Source organism: Arthrobacter sp. 05T423 (genome assembly GCF_056396245.1).
This window is the reverse complement of record NZ_JBFTLC010000014.1, coordinates 35,283-55,689: the sequence shown is the minus strand read 5'-3', so window position 1 is coordinate 55,689 and position 20,407 is coordinate 35,283. Positions and strand designations below refer to the sequence as shown.

The window sequence follows — 20,407 nt, the reverse complement described above, 5'->3', positions numbered from 1 at the left end:
ACCATGTCTGTCTCTGAGAACCAAGGATTCAACACCCGCGCCGTGCACGCCGGCCAGGCCTTCGAGCCGCGCACCGGCGCCGTAGTTCCGCCCCTGCACTTCAGCTCGACATATGCCCAGGACGGCATCGGCGGGCTGCGGGACGGCTACGAGTACGGCCGCGGCGGCAACCCCACCCGGGACGCCCTGCAGGAACAGCTCGCTGCCCTCGAACGCGGTACCCACGCCTACTCCTTCAGCTCGGGTCTCGCGGCCGAGGATTCCTTGATCCGTGCCCTGATGCGGCCCGGCGACCACATCGTGCTCGGCAACGACGCCTACGGCGGCACCTACCGGCTGATCAGCCGCGTGCTGGGCGACTGGGGGATCGGCAACACCCCCGTGGACATGTCTGACCTCGCCGCGGTTGAGGCGGCGGTCGCCGCCAACAAGACCCGCTTCGTCTGGGTGGAGACACCGTCCAACCCGATGATGAAGATCACCGACATTGAGGCGCTCGCCAAGGTGGCGCACGACGCCGGGGCCCTCCTGATCGTCGATAACACCTTCGCGTCGCCCTACCTGCAGACCCCGCTGGACCTCGGTGCCGACGTCGTGGTCCACTCCACCACCAAGTACATCGGCGGCCACTCCGACGTGGTGGGCGGGGCCATCGTGGTCAAGGACGCCGCCCTGGCCGAGAAGATCGGCTTCGTGCAGTTCGCCGTGGGCGCCGTCTCCGGCCCGATGGACGCGTTCCTCACCACCAGGGGACTGAAGACCCTGGGTGTCCGCATGGACCGGCACAGCGACAACGCCCAGGCCGTGGCCGAATGGCTCCTGGAACGCCCCGAGGTGGAGGCGGTCCTGTACCCGGGCCTGCCCTCGCACCCGGGCCACGAGCTTGCCAAGAAGCAGATGAAGAAGTTCGGCGGCATGATCTCGGTGCAGTTCAAGGGCGGCGAGGCTGCTGCGCGGAAGGTGGCCGAATCGACGTCGGTCTTCACCCTGGCGGAATCGCTGGGCGGCATCGAGTCGCTGATGAACTACCCCTCCGAGATGACGCACGCCTCGGTCAAAGGTACCGAGCTGGCCGTTCCGGTGAACCTGATCCGGCTCTCCTGCGGCATTGAGGACGTCGAGGACCTCATCGCGGATCTTGAGCAAGCCTTCACGTTCATCCAGTGACGGCCTCCCCTAAGACGCAGGAAGAGGCCACCCGGCAGGAGACCGGCAGCGGTAAGGGCTCCCGCCGGACTGCAGCGCGTCGGCGCGTCCTCGGCTGGCTCGCGACGGCGGGGGGCGCTGCCGCCGTCGTCCTCGCCCTGATGTGGCTGTACGCGGAGTATGCCCCGGTCATGAACGACTTCGAGGTCTACTACTACGGCGGCACCAAGGTGCTTCAGACCGGCGAGGCCGGCATCAACGAGCTGTACGCGCCCCGGGACGGCCTGCCGTTCACCTATCCGCCGTTTGCCGCGCTGCTGTTCGCCGGCCTGGCCACCATGAGCCTGGCCCAAAGCGGGCAGCTCTTCATTTGGGCGGCGCTGGGCGGGGCCGCCGTGGTGTCCGCCTGGCTCGCCCGGCATTATTTCGGGATGACCCGCTGGCGGGACGCCCTGGCGGACTGGCGGTTCCGGACCGTGGCCCTCGCCGGGACCGGGGCCATCGTGCTGCTGGGGCCGTGGCGGGACACCTTCGTGTTCGGGCAGATCAACATCATCCTGATGGGCCTGATCCTGACCGACTTCGCGCTGCACGGAAAAAGCCGGGCGGGTGAGATCCGCTGGCCTGCGGGCCTGCTGATCGGCGTCGCCGCCGGCATCAAGCTGACACCGCTCGCTTTTGGTCTCTACTTCCTAATCCGCCGCGACTTCAAAGCCCTGGGCTGGATGGCCGTTGGCTTCCTCGGCTCCATCGCCGCGGCCTGGGCCGCCCTGCCCCTGGCGTCGGTGACGTTCTGGACCAAGATCCTGCCCAACACCGGGCGCATCGGCGATCCGGGCTATGTGGACAACCTGTCGCTGAAGGGGCTGCTGCTCCACTTCGGACTGCCGGACTCGGGACTCACCAGCCTGCTGTGGCTGGTGCTGGCGCTGGCCCTGGCCGGGCTCACTGCGCTGGTGATCAGGTGGGCGGTGGCCGTGGAGGAAAACTTCGTGGCGGTGTCCGCGACCGCAGTGCTCATGCTTATGGTGAGCCCCGTTTCCTGGTCGCATCACTGGGTGTGGATCGCGGTGGCGCTGCCGTCCATGGCCTTCGCGATGCACCGTGTTCCCTCTCGGACCGGCTTGATGCGGCTGGCCGGCTGGCTGGTGGTGGCGGCCTCGGCCGTGGCCTTCTACCTCGCGCCGAAGGACCTCGCGATGGCGGCCGGCGCCGAGCTGTGGGGGGTGAACCCGCGGACGCAGTGGCCGCTGATGGTCTCCAGCCTGGGCGTGATCTGCGGCGTGGCGCTGCTGGTGTACTGGGCTGCGGCGTACCGGCCCTCGAGGACAGGCATCTCCCCGCGCCGCTAAGCGGGTCCTCCGCGATATGGCTTTTCGCGGCAGTGTTTCCGGGAAACACTGCCGTGTTCTGCCACTTCGACCAGCCCCCTGACAGCTCTAGCTTTCTTCAAGAAAGTCAGCTAGTGTCTCCTCATGGCTCTCCGCTCCGACTGGTCCCAGCGCAACTGCAGCATGGCCCGTGGCCTGGACATCTTCGGCGACCCCTGGGGCATGCTGGTCCTCCGCGAGGTCTTCTTCGGCAACGGCCGCTTCGACGCGATGAAGGCGCGCCTCCAAGTGGCCGACTCGGTCCTCACCCGGCGGCTTTCCGCGCTGGTGGAGTCCGGCCTGCTGGCCAAACAGGCCTACGAGGACGGCGGCCGCACCCGCCAGGAATACGTCCTCACCGCCAAAGGCGAGGACGCCCTGCCGGTGCTCAACGCCGTCGTTATTTGGTCCGAAAAGCATCTGCAGGCGCCGTCGGAGCAGGCCCACATGTACGTTGTCCACGCCAGCTGCGGGCAGCGCACGGGCTCGGCGGACACCTGCACCGAATGCGGTGAGCGGCTCACCGCGGAGAACACCAGCTGGCACAGCCTGACCCGCAGCGATGAGCCGCTCCCGCTGGCAATGGCGCCCCAGCGAACCGAGAAACCGACCAACCGCGTTCAAGGCGGCGGAGAAGAAGGAACAGCGGCATGACCACCCCCGAAGACCCCGGAGTTTTTGTGCAGATGTCGCGCCCCGAGGGGCCATTAGAGGACGATATCTGGACAAAAACTCCAGAGGACGGGGCGAAGAAGGAAGGGCAGGGGCCGGAGAAACGGCGCCGCCTGCATCCCGCCTGGGCCGTGGCGGCCGTGGCGTTCCTCGCCCTCGTGGGGGCGGCCGGGTTCCGTGCCGCGCCCGGCGTGCTCATGGTGCCGCTGCAGCAGGAGTTCGGCTGGTCCACCACTGTGCTGTCGGCAGCGGTGAGCATCAACCTGGTGCTCTTCGGCCTCACGGCCCCCTTCGCCGCAGCGCTCATGGAGCGGTTCGGCGTCCGGGCCGTCACCGCCGTCGCGCTCGGGCTGATCGGCGCCGGCAGCGCCCTGACCGTGCTGGTCAACCAGTCCTGGCAAATCCTCCTCACATGGGGCCTGCTCATCGGCCTTGGCACAGGCTCCATGGCGCTGGTGTTCGCGGCGACCATCGCCAACACGTGGTTCACCAAAAGCCGCGGCCTGGTGATCGGCATCCTCACCGCCGGCAGCGCCGCCGGGCAGCTGGTTTTCCTGCCGTTCATCGCGGTGCTCGCCCAGGACCCGGGCTGGCGCCAGGCCTCGCTGCTCATCGCCGCCGGGGCCCTGGCCGTGGTTCCGCTGGTGCTGAAGTTCCTGAAAAACTCACCGGCCGACGTCGGGGCGTTGCCTTATGGCGCCGAGGAACCGTCCGGCGCGGCCTGCGGGAAGCCGGAGCCGGTCCCTGCCGGGGCAGCGAACGGGAACGCCGGTGCCGGGGAAGCCCCTGAACCCAGCCGCAACGCCGCGGTCCGGGCACTGCAGGTGCTCCGCAGCGCCAGCAGGAACCGCACGTTCTGGGCTCTCGCCGCCGGGTTCGCCATTTGCGGCGCCACCACGAATGGGCTGATCGGCACCCACTTCATCCCGTCCGCCCACGACCACGGCATGCCCGAAACCACCGCGGCCGGCCTGCTCGCCGTCGTCGGGATCTTCGACATCGTGGGCACCATCGCCTCCGGCTGGCTGACCGACCGGTTCAACCCCCGGATCCTGCTGGCCGTCTACTACCAGTTCAGGGGGATCGGGCTCCTGGTGCTCCCGCTGCTGCTGGGCTCGTCGGTCCAGCCCAGCATGCTCGTGTTCGTGGTGATCTATGGCCTGGACTGGGTGGCCACGGTTCCGCCCACTGCCGCGATTTGCCGCCAGGTGTTCGGCGCCGACGGCAGCGTGGTGTTCGGCTGGGTCTTCGCTGCGCACCAGCTGGGCGCCGCCGCGGCAGCCCTGGCCGCCGGAGCCATCCGGGACGCCACCGGCCAGTACACCTATGCATGGTTCGGCGCCGCCGCGATGTGCACCATCGCCGCGGTGATCAGTGCCACCATCCGCAGAGACGCGGGAAGAAGGCGGCCCGCAGCGGTGGCTACGGCTTCAGTAGACTAAGCGGGGCGCCCTCGGGCGCCGCTCTTGCGGCAGAACGCGGTACGCGTCCCGGAGGCGCACATTGCCGGACTACAGCTGGGGGACACTGACATGGCACTGCTTACGGCCCGAACAAAGAACGAGAGAGCCGCCGCAAAGCACGGACAGGGTCCGGATCAGGTCTCCGAACCGCTGCCGCCTTCCGGCCAGCTGCCGCCTTCCGGCCAGCAGCTCCGCCGGCGCCGGCCCGCACTGGCCGCCGTCGAACTGGTTGTCTTTCTGGCCGTACTCGCTGCAGCCATTTTCATCGCGTCCCGGCTGGATGCCTGGGGCGAGAAGGGCCTGGACTTCAGCGTCTACTGGTACGGCGGCAAGATCCTCGACGAAGCCGGCGTGGCGCCGTCGGGCCTTTACCAACCCACCGTGAAGTGGGCCGGCGGCCCGGAACTGCCGTTCACCTATCCGCCTTTCGCGGCGCTGCTTTTCAGCCTGCTCGCGAAACTGCCGCAGGCCTCCGCGCTGCTGCTCTTCAACGCCGCCGGTGTGGCTGTGGCCGCCTGGGTGGCGGCGCTCTGCGTCCGCTACTGGAACAGCAAGCCCAGCTGGCGAGGCACCTTTGCTTCGCCAACCCTCCGGTCCGCACGCAACCGGCTCGGCGCGGTGGTGCTGCTCCTTGCCGTCCTGAATCTGGGGCCGTGGCGTGAAACCCTAGCCTTCGGCCAGATCAACATCCTGCTGCTGGGGCTGATGATGGCGGACCTGCTGACCCGGAGCCCGCGCTGGCGCAATGGTCTGCCCGGCAGTGGCTTCCTGGTGGGCGTGGCGGCCGGGATCAAGCTGACGCCCCTGGTCTTCGGCCTGTACTTCCTGGTGCGCAAGGATTGGCGCGGACTGCTGAACATGTGCGCCGGCTTCGCGTTCACCGTGCTGCTCGGCTGGCTGCTCCGCCCGGCCGAATCCCTCAGCTTCTGGCTCGAGATCCTTCCCGACACGTCCCGGATCGGCGGCGCCGGCTACGTGGACAACCTTTCCATTAAGGGTGCGCTGCTTCACTTCGGCGTGCCGGCGGACGCAGTGAATGCACCCTGGCTGGTCCTGAGCCTGCTGGTTGTGGGTCTGGGCGCCGCCCTCATCAGGGTCGCCAGCAGCCAGGGCGCCAGGGTGGTGGCGATTTCCGCCGCCGCACTCACCATGCTTCTGATCAGCCCGGTCTCGTGGTCCCACCACTGGGTCTGGATGGCGGCAGTTCTTCCGGCGTTCGCCTGGACGCTGCGCGAAACCCCTCTGCGGCACCGGCTGCAACGCGGGCTGATGGGTGCTGTCCTGGGGGTGTCCACCCTTGTTTTCCTGTTCTCGCCCAAGACCATCGGCACGGCCCTGGGCGCCGGAAACCTTGACCTTCAGACGCCGGTTCTGTGGATCATGGCATCCAGCGCCGGAGTTTTCTGTGCGCTGGCCATCATGGTGTGCTGGCTCGTTGCCCTTCGGCGCGGTGCCGTGGCGGACCTGGCGCAATGAGCACAGTACTGGTGACCGGCGCCGGGCGGCTCGCCGGAATCGGCGCGGGGATCGCCCGCCAGCTGGCCGCCGACGGCTGGGACCTGGTCCTGACCTACTGGCAGGACTACGACGCCCGCATGCCCTGGGGAATACAGCCGGACGACGTCGGCCGGCTTACCTCCGAACTGGAGGCCATCGGATCCAAGGTGGTGGCGCTGCCCGCCAACTTTCAGGATCCCGGTGCCGTGGAGCGGCTGATGGCAGAGGTGGCCGCGCAGGCAGGCCCCTTGCAGGGGATGGTGCTCAGCCATGCCGAATCCGTGGACTCGGGCATTCTGGACACCACCCTTGAAAGTTTCGAGCGGCACTTCGCCGTGAACACCAGGGCCAGCTGGCAGCTGATCCGCGCCTTCGCGCAGCAGGCAGCCGACGACGGCGGCGCGATCGTCGCGCTGACCAGCGATCACACAGCGTTCAACCTGCCGTACGGGGCGTCCAAGGGGGCGCTGGACCGGATTGTGGTCGCCGCGGCGCGTGAATTTGGACCGCTGGGCATCAGCGCCAATGTGCTCAACCCCGGGCCTGTGGACACCGGATGGATGGACGGCCAGCTCCGCGAAGAGCTGGCCAGGCACCAGCCCGGCGGCAGGCTGGGCACCCCGGCCGACGTGGCGGGGACCGTGGCTTTCCTGCTGTCCCCTGCAGGCCGCTGGGTCTCCGGGCAGCTCATTAAGGCCGACGGCGGGTTCTCGGCCTGACGCTTTTGGCGCACCGTCCGAACTCTTTGGTGGCCCGGCCCGCGGCCGGCCGGGCATCAGTGGCCGCCCCGCCGCAGCATCAGCGGTCCGGCCACCACGGAGTTATCCGCGGCAGCCAGCGGGGAACGTTCCTCTTGTACTCCTCGTACTCCGCCCCGAATTTGTCCGTCAGTGTGGGCTCCTCATAGAACATGACGAAGGCCGCGACGGGGATTGCCCCCAACGCGGCGTAGCCGAACAGTTTCGGCTGGCCCAGGAGCAGGGCCTGGCCGGTGACGGCGGCGGCAATGGACACATACATGGGGTTCCGGACGTGGCGGTACAGTCCGCTGACCACCAGATGCTTCGGCGGCGCGAAAGGCGCCGGCGTCCCCACGCCTTCAACGGCGAACCGCACGAACGAGTTTGCGATAACCGACGCACCCGCACCCACGAGGAGCGCGCCGGCCACCTGGGCCACGGCACCGCCGGGCGCCGGGCGCTGCACCTCCCAGCGGGTCAGCAGCCACGGGACCAGGCCCGCAACAGTCGCCGGGGCCAGGGCGAACACCGCAGTTCCGACGGCGGCCCGTTTCCTCTCGCGTGCAGTGTGTGCCGAGTGTGTCATGTTGGCCAGTTTGGACCGTGGCGCGTGCGGGGACAAGAGGCCCAACCAGCGCTCAGCGGAACGCCGGAAGGCCTGTGATGTGCTGGCCGAGGACCAGGGTGTGCACCTCGTCCGTCCCTTCGTAGGTGCGCACCGATTCGAGGTTGGCGGCGTGCCGCAGCGGCGGATAGTCCAGCGTGATGCCGTTGCCGCCCAGGATGGTCCTGGCTTCGCGAGCCACCTTGATGGCCTCCCGGACGTTGTTCAGCTTGGCCAGCGAGATCTGTTCTGGGCGGAGCTGCCCGCTGTCCTTGAGCCGGCCCAGATGCAGGGCGAGCATGGTACCCTTCTGCACCTCGAGGAGCATGTTCACGAGCTTCTGCTGCGTCAGCTGGTAGCCGGCCAGCGGCTTGCCGAACTGGAGGCGCTCCATCGAATACCGCAGCGCCGACTCATAGGAATCGCGGGCCGCGCCCATGGCACCCCAGGCGATGCCGTACCGGGCCTCATTGAGGCAGCTGAACGGTCCGCTCAGTCCCCGGGCACCCGGCAACAGTGCCTCCGGACCCAGCCGGACGCCGTCGAACGTCACATCGCACTGGATCGAGGCCCGCATGGACAGTTTCCGGCCGATCGGCGTGGCCGTGAGGCCCGCCGTGCCGGCGGGCACGAGGAAGCCGCGGATGCCGTCGTCGGTCTTCGCCCAGACCACCAGGACGTCGGCCACGGAGGCGAGCCCGATCCAGCGCTTGGCGCCGTCCAGAACCCAGCCGGCGTCCTCGCCGGTCCCGTCCCGCTGCGCCGTGGTGGTCATCGACGACGGGTCGGAGCCCGCCGTCGGCTCGGTCAGCGCGAAACAGCCGATCACCTCGCCGGCGGCCATCCGGGGGAGCCACTCCTGCTTCTGGTCTTCCGAGCCCCACTTGTGGATGGCGGTCATCGCCAGCGAACCCTGCACCGAGACAAATGTCCGGATTCCGGAATCGCCAGCCTCCAGCTCCATGGCGGCCAGGCCGTATTCGACGGCGGACCGGCCGGGGCAACCGTAGCCCTCCAGATGCATCCCCAGGACGCCCAGCTCGCCCAGCTGCGCGGGCAGGTGCAGGGGGAAGACGCCCTGGTCGTACCAGTCGGCGATCTCCGGGCGGATCTGCTGGTCGGTAAAGTCCCTGACCCGCTGCCGGAGGGCCAGCTCATCGGTGGTCAGCAGGGAATCCAGCGCCAGGACATCCGAAGGGTCCGGGAGTCCGTACTCGGCCGTGGCTTCCGCAGGATCAAGGGCGTCGTTGCTCATGGCAGCATCCTACGTGCCTCACTCCTCCGTGCCCGTGCCCGTGCCCGTGCCCGTGCCTACCGGTCGGCGCGCACCCGCGTCCCGCCCAGGAAGTACCCGCGGGTTGACGGCAGGAACCGGCAGACCGCTGCCAGCACCACGCCCAGGGCCAGCAGCACCACGCCGCTAACGAACGCCCCGCCGACGCCGAAGATCTGCGTGTTCCCGTAGGCCGGATCCCACATCTGCGCAGCCGAGATGAAGAAGGCCGCGGTGAGCAGCATGGCCCCGAGCAAGGGGAGGATTCCGCGGAACCACAGGTTGCGGGCCGATGCACGCAGGGTGTCCCGGAAGTACCAGGCGCAGGCAAAGCCGGTGAGGGCGTAGTAGAACGCGATGAACAGGCTGATGGAGCTGATGGAATCGGACAGCAGGTTATCGCTGAGGAAGCTCATGGCCACGTAGTACACAGTCGCGGCGGCGCCCATGATCTGGGTGGAAAATCCCGGGGTCTGGTTGCGCTCGTGGACCTCGCCGAACCTGGGCGGCAGGGCCCGGTGCACGCCCATGGACAAGGTGCCGCGTGCGGTGGGCAGGATGGTGGTCTGGGTGGAGGACAGCACGGACGCCAGCACTGCCACCACGATCAGCCAGCCCCACGGACCCAGCACCACGTCCTTCATCGCCAGGAACACGTCGTCCTGGTTGTCGGCGTTGGCCAGCCCGATTCCCTCCGTCCCCACAGACGCGTACATCATCACCAGCAGCGCCACCGACACGTAGATGGCCACCAGCACGAAGGCCGAGATCACCGCGCCGCGGCCCGGGGTGGTGGCCGGGTTTTCGGTTTCCTCGTTCACGGCCAGGCAGGTGTCCCAGCCCCAGTAGATGAACAGGGCCAGCAGGATGCCGTGGACCACCGCGCCGGGATCCGCGAATGCCCCGGCCGGGTTGAACCATTCGACGTCGAACGGCTGGCCCGCCGGCGCTCCGCCGGTCAGGCCCGCGATCCTGGCGATGATGGCCACGGCGAAGATCCCCAGCGAGATGTACTGCACGTACGTCAGGGTCCGCTGGACGTGCTCACCCAGCCGGATCCCGCGGTAATTGACGAGGGTCATGAAGGCGATGAAAACGACGCCGGTGGCGGTCACCACCACCTTGTTCCCCGCCACGGACCCGTCGCCGATGAGAAGCCAGAGGTACTGGCCGGCCACCTGCGCCAGGTTGGCCAGGACCACGACGCCGGCCAGGGCCACGCCCCAGCCGCCCAGCCACCCCGCCCACGGGCCAAAGGCGCGGCGGGCCCAGATGAACGTGGTGCCGCAGTCCGGCATGGCGCTGTTGAGCTCGCGGAACGCGTAGGCGATGAACAGGACGGGAATGAAGGCCAGGACCAGGATCAGCGGGGTGTAGTTCCCGTTGACGGCCACGATCAGCCCCAGCGTCGCGGCCAGCGAGTACACCGGAGCCGTGGAGGCAAGGCCCAGCATCACCGAGTCGCCGAGGTCCAAGATCCCGGCGCGCAACCCCTTGCCGGGGACGGCACCGCCTGACTGGCCCCCGGCGCCGCCGGCCGCCGTCGTCGTTCGGGTTCTCATAAAGCAATACCTGCCTTGTTCGCGTTGGCCTGTGCCGCCTGGACGCTCAGCGGCGCCGGCGCGTCAATGGTGTTCGGGACGAAGCGGCAGAAATAGTCGGTGACCGGCCCGTCGGATTCACGGATGCCGCAGCCCACCGACTCGCCGTCCACCACCCACAGGCCCAGGACCGGATGGTTGCCGTCGAAATCGGGGAGGGAATGGTACTGCTGGTAGCACCAGCCCTCGCGGCCGTACCCGCCCGGCTTCTCCAGGCTGATGCCCTCCGCGTGGATCCGGATGTTGTCGCCTTCGCGGCCGTGCAGCGGCTTGGCCACCCACTCCCGCAGCGGGCCTGGATCGTTGAGGTAGGCGGGCAGCAAGTTCGGGTGGTCTGGGTAGAGGTGCCACAAGGCGGCCAGGAGCGCCTTGTTGGACAGCAGCATTTTCCAGGCCGGCTCCACCCAGCGGGGATTGTGCGCGCGCTGCAGAAGTCGGTGGCCGAACGGCTCCTTCATCATCAGCTCCCAGGGGTAGAGCTTGAAGATGGTGCTGATCATGAAGTTGTCCAGGTCCACAAAGCGCAAGAGGCTCGGGTCCCAGCCGATGTCCGACATGTTGATCCCGATGGTGGTCCACCCGGCCTGGCTGGCCACGTCGCGCATGTAGGCGGCGGTCATCCAGTCCTCGCCCGACTCCTCCGCCTCGGAGTGGGCCACGTGCAGGGTGCTCATCCCGGTGCGGTACTGCAGCTTCTTCCACTGCCGGATCAGCGCCTCGTGGATGCCGTTCCACTGGTCCTTCTCCGGGAAGACGTCCTGCAGCCAGAACCACTGGGCCACGGCCGCCTCGATCAGTCCGGTGGGCGTGTCCGCGTTGTACTCCAGCATCTTGGCGGCGCCGCCCTGGCCGTCATAGATGAAGTCGAAGCGGCCGTAGATGTCCATGTCCGCGGCCTGCAGCGACTCGGCCGCCAGCTCGAGGGCCTGCGGACCGATGCCGATGGGGCCCATGGCCCCCGTGGCGAGGAACTTCGCGGCTTCCAGGCACATCCTGTGCATGTCCTCGGCCGTGACCTCCAGCGCCTCCACCTCGTCCATGGTGAATTCGTAGTAGGCGGCCTCGTTCCAGTACTCGATCTTCTTGCCGCCGGGCAGGGTGGTGGTGGAGAACACCAGGCCCTGCTCCTCGATCTTCTGCTTCCAGTCCGGCCGGGGCTCCGAGAGTAACCGCTTCACGCCTAGCCTCCTGTGCTTCCGCCCTTGGAGCTGCTGCCGAAGCCGCCCCTGCTGACCGTGCCGCCCTTGCTGCTGTAGCCCGTGGACGTCCTGGCACGCTGCGGCACCGTCCTGGTGAAGTTCGGGTAGGCCGTCCTGTTCTGGCCAATGCCCGGAACGCTGGCGCCGCGCGCATAGAAGTACCAGGCATAGAGGGCACCGCCGCGCCCGGCCGAGCTGTTGCACTGGGTGTCCTCGACGCGCTCGCCGGTTTCCCCGTTGAAGCAGACCTGCGCGTAGTCAGGGTCCTGTTCATTGCTGGCCACGATCGCCGTGATGGTGCCAGCCAGGAGCGCCGTGACGCCGAGGCCCACCACCACCGTGCGGCGCTGTGACCGCTTCTTGCGGGCTGCTGCATCGCGCTCGCGGTCACGGGCGAACGGATCGAAGACGGGGCTGGATTCCGGGAACCCGGGCTGGTTGTGGCTTTCGGGACGGGGCTTTCCCCTGCCCGGTTTTCCCTGGCGTTCCTGTCCCGGGGTGCCGGGGTTCAGCAGCTCGGGGTGGAGCTCAGGCTTGGGCACCTGCCACGGCGGCGGCTTGGCCGGCCCACCGGACTGGTGGTCCCCGCCGGACATGTCGTGGCTCCGGTCCCGGTCAGCGTCATCGCTCGGGTCCTTCTCCGGGTCCATCGTTCCCCCTGCTGCTTCATGCTGTTGGCGGCCGGAACGCTTGGCCGCGGCCGGTGGAACCGGCTGTCCGTCCAGCCGGAATACTGCAGCAAGCCTAGTGGCTGGAGGGTCCTGCGGTGAATAATAATCCGCTCACCAGGGTCCACTGGAAGCACCAAGGCGCTGGTCAGGCCGAGAACCTAGACTATTGCCATGCACACAGCCACTGTTCTTGCCGTTTGCCGGGTCCACCAGCTCCTTCCGGATGAGGGAAGCGTGGGCGTCACCGCCATCGACAAGCGTCCCGTGGACGGTCCGGTGAAGGTACACAAACTCGGGTTGCACGGTGACATCCAGGCAAGCCGCATCCACCACGGGGGAGAGGACCAGGCGCTCTACGCTTATTCCCAGGCTGACGCCGACTACTGGACCGGGGAGCTGCAGCGCGAGCTGCCGCCGGGGATCTTCGGTGAGAACCTCCGCGTGGCAGGGATCGACACCACGGGCGCCGTCATCGGTGAACGCTGGCGGATCGGGCTGGATGTGGAGGTGGAGGTCACCTCGCCGCGTGTTCCGTGTGCCACCTTCCAACGGCGCATGGACGAGGCCCAGTGGGTCAAGCGCTTCACGGAGGAAGGCCGGGTGGGCGCTTATCTGCGCGTCATCAAAACCGGGTCCGTGCAGGCCGGCGACCACATCCACCGCCTCTTCGTTCCGAAGCATGGTGTGACAATCGGCCGCTGGTTCAGCGAGCCCGACGTCGATGCCATGGAGGCGCTGCGCGACGCCGAGGCCGACGGCGAGATCCGTCTGCAGCCCGAGTACCACGAGCGCTTCGAGAAGCTGCTCCGCCGCGTGGACCGGTAATACGCAGGCTGAAACCGGGGCAGATATGCCGCGTGTGCGCAAGCTCACCGCCCCTGCCAGCCCCTCAGTTCGCCAGCACGCGGCGTCATGCCCTACACTTGAAATATCCCCCACTCCGGAAATCCCTTATTCCTGCCCAATTTTTGAGGCAGGACTGGCAAGTGTTGGGGCCCGCAAATGTGATGCGGGCAGTTTCATAGGGAGAGCCGGCTGAAGAAAACGCTGTACAGACTGCTGGGATAGCAGCCAAGAGATGCAGTGTGAAGTCCTGCCACGGGATTGCGAAAGCGCCGGACTTCTACGTGACCGGCCGGTCAATGTTTGCCCGGCGCCCACGGCACAAGTACTGCGGCTCCGCTCACCTCGGGTTGTGCCGCCTGGCCCCCTATGGATGAGGAATATCTCCCTATGCCCGAAAATCACGACGACGCCAACATCACCGAAGCCGCGGACGCGGCCGCCGGCACCGCCAAGGTTGAGTTCACCGAGGCTGCTGTCCCCGCAGCCGAGCCCGCTGAGACCCCCGCTGTCGAGCATGCCGAGGCGGCAGCCCCCGCTGAAGCCCCCGCTGCCAAGGCCGAGGAAGATGATGAAGAAGGCGTGAAGTTCGCCGATCTCGGCATCGACGGCCGCGTGCTGGCCGCCCTGCAGGACGTCGGCTACGAAAAGCCTTCCCCGATCCAGGCAGCAACCATCCCGCTGCTGCTTGAAGGCCGCGACGTCGTGGGCCTCGCCCAGACCGGCACCGGTAAGACTGCAGCATTCGCAGTACCGGCACTGTCCCGCCTGGCCGAGCTCCACGACCTCAACGGCCCGTCCCGCAAGACGCAGGCCCTGGTTCTTGCCCCGACCCGCGAGCTGGCGCTCCAGGTTGCCGAGGCCTTCACCTCGTACGCCAAGCACATCGATGACTTCACCGTCCTCCCCGTCTACGGCGGCTCCGCCTACGGCCCCCAGCTCTCCGGCCTGCGCCGCGGCGCCCAGGTTGTTGTCGGTACTCCCGGCCGAGTGATCGACCACATTGCCAAGGGCTCCCTGGATCTGTCCGAGCTCCAGTACCTGGTGCTGGACGAGGCCGACGAAATGCTCCGCATGGGCTTCGCTGAAGACGTAGAGCAGATCTTCCAGCAGACCCCGTCGGATCGCCAGGTGGCACTGTTCTCCGCCACCATGCCCAGCCAGATCCGCCGGATGTCCAAGCAGTACCTGAACAACCCGGCCGAGATCTCGGTGAAGTCCAAGACCACCACCGGCGCGAACACCCGCCAGCGCTACCTGCAGGTCATGGGCCCGCACAAGCTCGATGCCATGACCCGCATCCTCGAGGTCGAAGAGTTCGACGGCGTCATCGCGTTCGTTCGCACCAAGATGGCCACCGAGGACCTCGCCGACAAGCTGCGCGCCCGTGGCTTCCAGGCTGCCGCCATCAACGGCGACATCCCGCAGCAGCAGCGCGAACGCACCGTTGACGCGCTCAAGGAAGGCCGCATCGACATCCTGGTTGCCACCGACGTCGCCGCCCGCGGCCTCGACGTCGAGCGCATCAGTCACGTGGTCAACTACGACATCCCGCACGACACCGAGTCGTACGTGCACCGCATCGGCCGCACCGGCCGTGCCGGCCGTTCCGGCGACGCGATCCTGTTCATGACGCCGCGCGAGAAGTACCTGCTGCGTTCCATTGAGAAGGCCACGCGCCAGCCGGTGGAGCAGATGCACCTGCCCACCGCTGAAACCGTCAACACCCTGCGCCTGGGCAAGTTCGCTGACAAGATCACCGAGACGCTTGCGTCTGAGGATGTGGCGGCATTCCGCGACCTCATCGCCTCCTACGAGGAAGAGCACAACGTGCCGGCGGCAGAAATCGCCGCGGCCCTGGCGGTCATGGCGCAGGGCGGCCAGCCGCTGCTGGTCAAGGAACTGCCTGCTGCTCCGGAGTTCCAGAAGCGCGAACGGTCCAAGGACGGCTTCGGTTCCCGCGGCCCGACCCGTGCACTGACCGAAGGCAACGCCACGTACCGGATCGCCGTCGGACGCCGCCAGCGCGTCATGCCGGGTTCCATCGTGGGCGCCATTGCCAACGAAGGCGGCATTTCGTCGTCGCAGATCGGCGGCATTGACATCCGCTCCGACCACTCGCTGGTGGAGCTGCCCGCAGACCTGAGCCCCGACCAGCTGAAGGCACTGTCACGCACCAGGATCGGCGGCGAGCTGATCCACCTTGAGCTCGACAACGGCCGCAAGCCCTCCGGCGACCGCGGGGACCGTGGTGGCTACCAGGGCGGCGGCCGCGGCGGCAACTTCAAGGGCGGCGGCGGCTTCAAGAAGGAGTTCCGCAAGAACGACGGCGAGCGTTCCTCCGCTGACCGCGGCGGCCGCGCGTACAGCGACCGTTCCGAGCGCAGCTTCGGCTCGGAAGACCGTGGCCAGGCGAGCGATTCCCGCTTCGGCGGTCACGGCAACGGCGCACGGAAGCCGCGCCACGGCGGCGAGGGCGGCCACCGCGACTTCAACCGCAAGGGCAAGTGGTAACCCACTTTTCGGCGGATCGCGCGATGGATGACGTCGCGGTGAATTCCACATCCACCTAGGAACGGGCCGGCTGATCAGCCGGCCCGTTCCCATTTAATGTCGGTCCATGTGTGCGGTGTGTTCGCTTCGTCACGTCTCTGTTCCAATCTTCCTCTGGAAGGCGCCCGGAGGGTGCGCGCGGCCCCGCACCAGGCCCGAATTTCCGGGCTTTTCCGGCCCAGCGAACCCCCTTCCGCCGTCGATTTGTTGAGTGCGAAATCTTCGGGTAGAGTATTTACTCGTTGCCCCCCTAGCTCAGTGGTAGAGCGCGTTCTTGGTAAGAACGAGGTCACCGGATCGATTCCGGTGGGGGGCTCGGAATGAGGGCCTGTGTCAAGGCGGTTTTGACCGGCTTGACACAGGTTTTTCTCATTCGTGGCGGTGTAGCTCAGTTGGTTAGAGCGCACGACTCATAATCGTGAGGTCGGGAGATCGAGCCTCCCCACCGCTACGGAAACAGCAGGCCAGAGGCATTCAGCCCCTGGCCTGCTTTTGTTTTCGGTGAGGGCCCCCTGGTCGTCATGGGGCTAAGCCGTGATGGGGCACTTTGGGGGAGTCGCCGTCGTTGGTTACGACGGCGGCGGGCGTGTCCCGTGTCAAAGAGCCCCATCTTGGGCTGGTTCCGTCTTCGACTCGCTCCGTGACCCGCTTTCGTCTAAGCCCTGGTGACGCTGATGCGCACGTTCGGGCAGGAGTCCGCATAGCGGATCAAGGCCGCCTTCTCGGCGCTGTCAACCCGCAGGCCCCAGCGGATCTTCACCGCGATCCAGTTGCCGATGTACTCGCACCTGTTCGCCGGTGGCATCCAGGCCTCCGGGCCCTTGGCCTGCTTGGCGGAGTTCAGCGCCGCCGTCTGCGCGTTCAGGGACCGGCCGTCGCCAAGGTCGTTGTAGAACGCTACGCGGCGCGCCTGCGACCAGTAGCGGGCACCGGAGCCCCACGCCTCGTGGACGGGAACGGTGTGGTCGATCTCCACCTCCGACGCCGCGTAGTGCGTGCGGTTGTCCCACCGGGTGACCCAGCGGGACGTGCGCACGGTGCACCGGCGCGCGGTGGTGTACGTCGCGGTGGCCTTCGCCTCCTGCAGCAGGACTTCGGCCCGGGTGTTCTGGCAGTCACGGTTGGTGTCCAGCCAGGTGCCGAAGTAGCGGGACCTGTCGTAGCCGGCGTTGTTCTCCGGTGCCACGGTGAGGGAGCGGGTGGCGGTCCGGAGCGGGGCGGAATAGTACGTGGCAGCCTCGGCGGGCACGGCCAGCCCGGTGAGCAGCAGCCCGGCAGCCAGGCCGGCGGCGGACAGCGGCCGGACCCAAAGGCCGGACGTGACGGACGCAGCGATGGCAGCCGCCCGGCGTCGGGCCTGTTTGAACTGCCGGGCCTGTTTGAACTGCCCAGCCTGTCTAAACTGCCCAGCCTGTTTGCGCGGCCCAGCCGGCTTGGACAGGCGTGTGTGATTGAGCGTGCCTAGCGGCATGATTCCCCCATGGTGGTTCCCGGAACGGTATGTAGTGCTTGATGCGTCAACCAGCATGTCAGCCGGAATACGGGGGAACCGGGTCCTTGATGAGCTCTTGACGCAATCCTGTGGCTACCCTGCGAAAGCATTGCGAAACGAGCGGAACCGTTGTTTTCCGGGCGGCATGACCCTAAGGTCGGACTGCACAGGCAGCCAGAGACAGGCAGGCGGACAAGAGGAGCCGGCATGGCCAGACTGATCTACTCCGGACTCATGTCACTCGACGGGTACATTGCGGACCGGGACGGCAACTTCGACTGGGCCGAGCCGGACGCCGAGGTGCATTCCTTCGTCAACGAGCTGATGCGGCCGGCGGGAACTCACCTGCTCGGCCGCCGGATGTACGAGGTGATGGCCGCCTGGGAGCATCCGGAGGTCTTCGGCGAGATTCCCGCGTACATCCGGGACTTCGCGGACCTCTGGAAGGCAACGGACAAGGTGGTCTTCTCCCGCACCCTGAAGGAGGTGAGCACCGCCCGGACCCGGATCGAGCGGGAGTTCAGCGCCGACGCCGTCGGACGGCTCAAGGCAGGCGCCGGCCGGGACCTGGCGATCGGCGGCGCCGACCTTGCCGGGGCGGCCATCCGGGCGGGGCTGGTGGACGAATTCCAGATGTTCCTCTCCCCTGTGGCCGTGGGCGGTGGCAAGAGCTTCCTCCCGGATGACGTCCGGTTCCGGCTTGAGCTCCTTGAGGAGCGCCGGTTCGGCAACGGCACGGTCTTCCTCCGCTACGCCAACCGGACAGGATGACGCGCCTGCGGCACAGGTTTACGACACAATGGGGGCATGACCCGCATCGCCATCATCGGCGGCCACGGCAAGGTGGCCCTGCAACTGTCCGCCCTCCTCACGGAACAGGGGCACAGCGTTACGTCCTTCATCCGCAACCCGGACCATGCGGCGGACGTCGCCGCCACCGGCGCCTCGCCGTCGGTCCTTGACGTTGAAAACTCGACGACGGCGGAAATCGCCGCCGCGCTCCGGAACCACGACGCCGTGGTCTGGTCAGCCGGCGCCGGGGGAGGGAACCCGGCCCGCACGTACGCGGTGGACCGGGACGCCGCCATCCGTTCGATGGACGCGGCCGCGGAGGCCGGCGTCGGGCGCTATGTGATGGTGTCCTACTTTGGTGCCGGCCCGGACCACGGGGTCCCCGAGGGGCACAGCTTTCACGCGTACGCCGAAGCCAAGGCCGCCGCCGACGGGTACCTCAGGGGCACCAAACTCGAATGGACCATCCTGGGGCCGGGCGCCCTGACCGAGGGGCCGGGGAACGGGCTGATCGATGTGAACCCCGAAGACACCTCTGCCGGTACGCAGACCTCACGCGGCAACGTGGCCATTGCTGCCGCCGCGGTGCTGGACCTGCCGGGAACCGCCGGCCGGACCATCGAATTCCGCGACGGCACCCAACCTGTAGCGGCCGCGCTGGAAACCCTGCCGTAGCCGGCCGAGCGATCCGGTGCGCACAGCAGAAGCGACCCAGCGCGAACGGTGCAGCGCGAACGGACACCTGGCGCCCCAAAAGTGGGGCCCTTTAGGGCCGCAAGCGTACGTTCGCGCCGTTCCGGGCGGGCCGGGCGGCAGCAGCGTTGGGCAGGCGTAGGGCCGGAGTGTTCCCGGTAGGGTTGAAAGGCACGGCCGCCCTCTATCGGGGCGCGGCGCACTCCGGGGAAAGTGGGCACATGGACCAGTTGGCACTCATCATTGGACTGTTGCTCGCCACCGTGGTGGCCGTGGGTCTGGGGGACCGGCTGCGGCTGCCCTATCCGGTCCTGATGCTGCTCCTGGCCGTGGCGCTGACATTCATCCCGGGATTCCCGGATATCCAGATTCCGCCGGAGCTGATCCTGCCGATCTTCCTGCCGCCGCTGCTGTTCGCCACGGCCCAGCGGAGCTCCTGGGCCGTCTTCCGGGTCCGGTGGCGCACGCTCATCATGCTTGCTGTGGCCCTGGTGGTGATTTCCACCGCGGTGGTCGCCGGGGCAGCGTGGATCATGATTCCCGGGATTGGTGTCCCCGCCGCCATCGCGCTCGGAGCCATGGTGGCCCCGCCGGACCCGGTTGCGGTGGAGTCGGTTGCCGGCCGCGTGCACATGCCCCGGCGTCTGATTACGGTGCTGCAGAGCGAGGGCCTCTTCAACGACGCCGCCGCTATTGTCATCTTCCAGGCGGCCGTTGCCGCCGCCGTTGGGGGCACAAGGATAGGGCCCGACGTCGTCCTCAAGTTCATCGTGGGGGCGGCACTTGCCGTCGTGGTCGGCATTGCCATGGGCTGGCTGACGTCGCTGATCACCCGGCTGGTGGCCTCCATGGTGGCGCGCAGCGCCGTGACCCTGGTGGTGCCCTTTGCCGCCTACATCCTCGCGGAGGAATTCCACGCCTCCGGCGTGATCGCCGTCGTGGTCACCGCCCTGGAGATGCAGCGGCACACCCGCCCGCAGGACGCCGCCGAGCGGGTGACCCGCACGGCGTTCTGGGATGTGGTGGAGCTTCTGGTGACGGGGCTTGCCTTTGGGCTCGTGGGGCTCGAGATCCAGGACGTGGTCCGGACGGAAGGTTCTGCGATCTTTGGAATGGTGGGAACCGCCGTCGTGGTCTGCGTCCTGGTGTTCGCAGTACGGTTCGGCTGGCTGGGACTGCTGGCCGTTTCCGCACGCAAACGGAAGAACCTGCTGCAGCCGACCTCCGCGAAGGAAGTCCTGATCCTGACGTGGTGCGGCATGCGTGGCCTGGCCACGTTGGCCCTGGCGCTGGCCCTCCCGACTGCGCTCGCGGACGGCTCGCCGTTCCCGGCCCGTGACCAGGTGCTGGTCACGGCATGTGCGGTGCTGCTTGCCACCCTGGTGCTGCCGGGGTTGACGCTGCCCTGGCTGATGCGGGTCCTGGACGCATCCCAGGACGGTACGGAGGAACGCGATGCGGCCCGGCTGCTGGCCCGCCGTGCGCAGGCGGCCGCCGTGGCGGCGCTGAAGGGCAACGAGCTCGTGAAGGAGCTGCCGCCGGAGAAGGTGGCCCTGGTCAAGGAGAAGATGACGCGGCTCCATGCCGAACTGCTGGACGGCAGCCTGCGGAACGAGAGCCTGGCCGAGAAGCGCGAGCGGGGCAGGGAACTGGCCATCACGGTCCAGACCATTGCGCTGGACGCCGCGCGGCAGGAAGTGGTCGCGGCCCGCAGCGAGCCGGATATGGACCCCGAGGTTGCGGACAGGGTGCTCCGCCAGCTCGACCTGCGGACCATGATCATGCCGGAATAGGGATC

Annotated in this window: 17 protein-coding genes and 2 tRNA genes; 13 read left to right on the top strand and 6 right to left on the bottom strand. The window is 67.8% G+C overall.

The annotated features are described in order from the left end of the window. The first annotated feature begins 3 nt into the window (after positions 1-3). The 6 genes from AC1DFE_RS12325 (at position 4) to AC1DFE_RS12300 (ending at position 6,867) form a co-directional block, all read left to right on the top strand. Positions 4-1,167 carry a cystathionine gamma-synthase gene (locus tag AC1DFE_RS12325; protein ID WP_476906160.1) on the top strand — a complete coding sequence of 388 codons (1,164 nt, stop codon included), beginning with the start codon at positions 4-6 and terminating at the stop codon, positions 1,165-1,167. Next, entirely contained in the window at positions 1,164-2,498 is a 1,335-nt protein-coding gene (locus AC1DFE_RS12320) for a glycosyltransferase 87 family protein (RefSeq protein WP_476906159.1), read from the top strand. The genes AC1DFE_RS12325 and AC1DFE_RS12320 overlap by 4 nt, the downstream gene beginning before the upstream one ends. 123 nt (positions 2,499-2,621) lie before the next feature. Continuing rightward, on the top strand, positions 2,622-3,170 hold the full coding sequence (locus tag AC1DFE_RS12315) for a winged helix-turn-helix transcriptional regulator (protein WP_476906158.1): 549 nt from the start codon (positions 2,622-2,624) through the stop codon (positions 3,168-3,170). Continuing rightward, positions 3,167-4,630 (top strand): MFS transporter, encoded by a 1,464-nt coding sequence (locus AC1DFE_RS12310; protein WP_476906157.1) that lies wholly within the window; start codon positions 3,167-3,169, stop codon positions 4,628-4,630. Before AC1DFE_RS12315 ends, AC1DFE_RS12310 begins: the two co-directional genes overlap by 4 nt. Before the next feature lie 90 nt (positions 4,631-4,720). Beyond that, complete coding sequence (locus tag AC1DFE_RS12305) at positions 4,721-6,127, top strand: glycosyltransferase 87 family protein (protein WP_476906156.1); 1,407 nt, start codon at positions 4,721-4,723, stop codon at positions 6,125-6,127. Further along, positions 6,124-6,867 (top strand): SDR family oxidoreductase, encoded by a 744-nt coding sequence (locus AC1DFE_RS12300; protein WP_476906155.1) that lies wholly within the window; start codon positions 6,124-6,126, stop codon positions 6,865-6,867. Before AC1DFE_RS12305 ends, AC1DFE_RS12300 begins: the two co-directional genes overlap by 4 nt. 79 nt (positions 6,868-6,946) lie before the next feature. Here the strand turns inward: AC1DFE_RS12300 and AC1DFE_RS12295 are convergent, their stop codons facing one another. Genes AC1DFE_RS12295 through AC1DFE_RS12275 form a run of 5 tightly spaced genes read right to left on the bottom strand, consistent with a single transcriptional unit; the run spans position 6,947 to position 12,215 of the window. Beyond that, positions 6,947-7,474: a methyltransferase family protein gene (locus AC1DFE_RS12295; protein ID WP_476906154.1), complete on the bottom strand. Its 528-nt coding sequence runs from the start codon at positions 7,472-7,474 to the stop codon at positions 6,947-6,949. 52 nt (positions 7,475-7,526) lie between these two features. Then, positions 7,527-8,747 carry an acyl-CoA dehydrogenase family protein gene (locus tag AC1DFE_RS12290; RefSeq protein ID WP_476906153.1) on the bottom strand — a complete coding sequence of 407 codons (1,221 nt, stop codon included), beginning with the start codon at positions 8,745-8,747 and terminating at the stop codon, positions 7,527-7,529. Between the two features lie 56 nt (positions 8,748-8,803). After that, complete coding sequence (locus AC1DFE_RS12285; RefSeq protein ID WP_476906152.1) at positions 8,804-10,327, bottom strand: APC family permease; 1,524 nt, start codon at positions 10,325-10,327, stop codon at positions 8,804-8,806. Continuing rightward, positions 10,324-11,544, bottom strand: coding sequence for a glutathionylspermidine synthase family protein (locus tag AC1DFE_RS12280; protein WP_476906151.1), 1,221 nt, complete (start codon positions 11,542-11,544; stop codon positions 10,324-10,326). Before AC1DFE_RS12280 ends, AC1DFE_RS12285 begins: the two co-directional genes overlap by 4 nt. Positions 11,545-11,546: 2 nt before the next feature. Beyond that, positions 11,547-12,215 carry a Tat pathway signal protein gene (locus AC1DFE_RS12275; RefSeq protein ID WP_476906150.1) on the bottom strand — a complete coding sequence of 223 codons (669 nt, stop codon included), beginning with the start codon at positions 12,213-12,215 and terminating at the stop codon, positions 11,547-11,549. Positions 12,216-12,407: 192 nt separating this feature from the next. Between AC1DFE_RS12275 and AC1DFE_RS12270 the strand changes: the two genes are divergently transcribed. The 4 genes from AC1DFE_RS12270 to AC1DFE_RS12255 all read left to right on the top strand — a co-directional run bounded on the left by AC1DFE_RS12270 (position 12,408) and on the right by AC1DFE_RS12255 (position 16,083). Continuing rightward, the gene (locus tag AC1DFE_RS12270) at positions 12,408-13,061 is read left to right on the top strand and encodes an MOSC domain-containing protein (protein WP_476906149.1); all 654 of its coding nucleotides are present in this window, start codon (positions 12,408-12,410) and stop codon (positions 13,059-13,061) included. A 408-nt stretch (positions 13,062-13,469) separates the two neighbouring features. Next, a complete protein-coding gene (locus AC1DFE_RS12265; protein WP_476906148.1) occupies positions 13,470-15,593 on the top strand; it encodes a DEAD/DEAH box helicase in 2,124 nt (707 codons plus the stop codon). 283 nt (positions 15,594-15,876) lie between these two features. Beyond that, positions 15,877-15,948: transfer RNA gene (locus tag AC1DFE_RS12260), tRNA-Thr, on the top strand. A 61-nt stretch (positions 15,949-16,009) separates the two neighbouring features. Continuing rightward, positions 16,010-16,083: transfer RNA gene (locus tag AC1DFE_RS12255), tRNA-Met, on the top strand. 204 nt (positions 16,084-16,287) lie between these two features. On the opposite strand, the gene AC1DFE_RS12250 is transcribed toward AC1DFE_RS12255, so the two are convergent. Next, on the bottom strand, positions 16,288-17,103 hold the full coding sequence (locus AC1DFE_RS12250) for an HNH endonuclease family protein (protein WP_476906147.1): 816 nt from the start codon (positions 17,101-17,103) through the stop codon (positions 16,288-16,290). 228 nt (positions 17,104-17,331) lie between these two features. Here AC1DFE_RS12250 and AC1DFE_RS12245 point away from each other — a divergent pair, with 228 nt between their 5' ends. The 3 genes from AC1DFE_RS12245 (at position 17,332) to AC1DFE_RS12235 (ending at position 20,402) form a co-directional block, all read left to right on the top strand. Further along, a complete protein-coding gene (locus AC1DFE_RS12245) occupies positions 17,332-17,895 on the top strand; it encodes a dihydrofolate reductase family protein (RefSeq protein ID WP_476906146.1) in 564 nt (187 codons plus the stop codon). A 36-nt stretch (positions 17,896-17,931) separates the two neighbouring features. Next, complete coding sequence (locus AC1DFE_RS12240; RefSeq protein ID WP_476906145.1) at positions 17,932-18,591, top strand: SDR family oxidoreductase; 660 nt, start codon at positions 17,932-17,934, stop codon at positions 18,589-18,591. 239 nt (positions 18,592-18,830) lie between these two features. After that, complete coding sequence (locus AC1DFE_RS12235) at positions 18,831-20,402, top strand: Na+/H+ antiporter (protein WP_476906144.1); 1,572 nt, start codon at positions 18,831-18,833, stop codon at positions 20,400-20,402. The last annotated feature ends 5 nt before the right edge of the window (positions 20,403-20,407 follow it).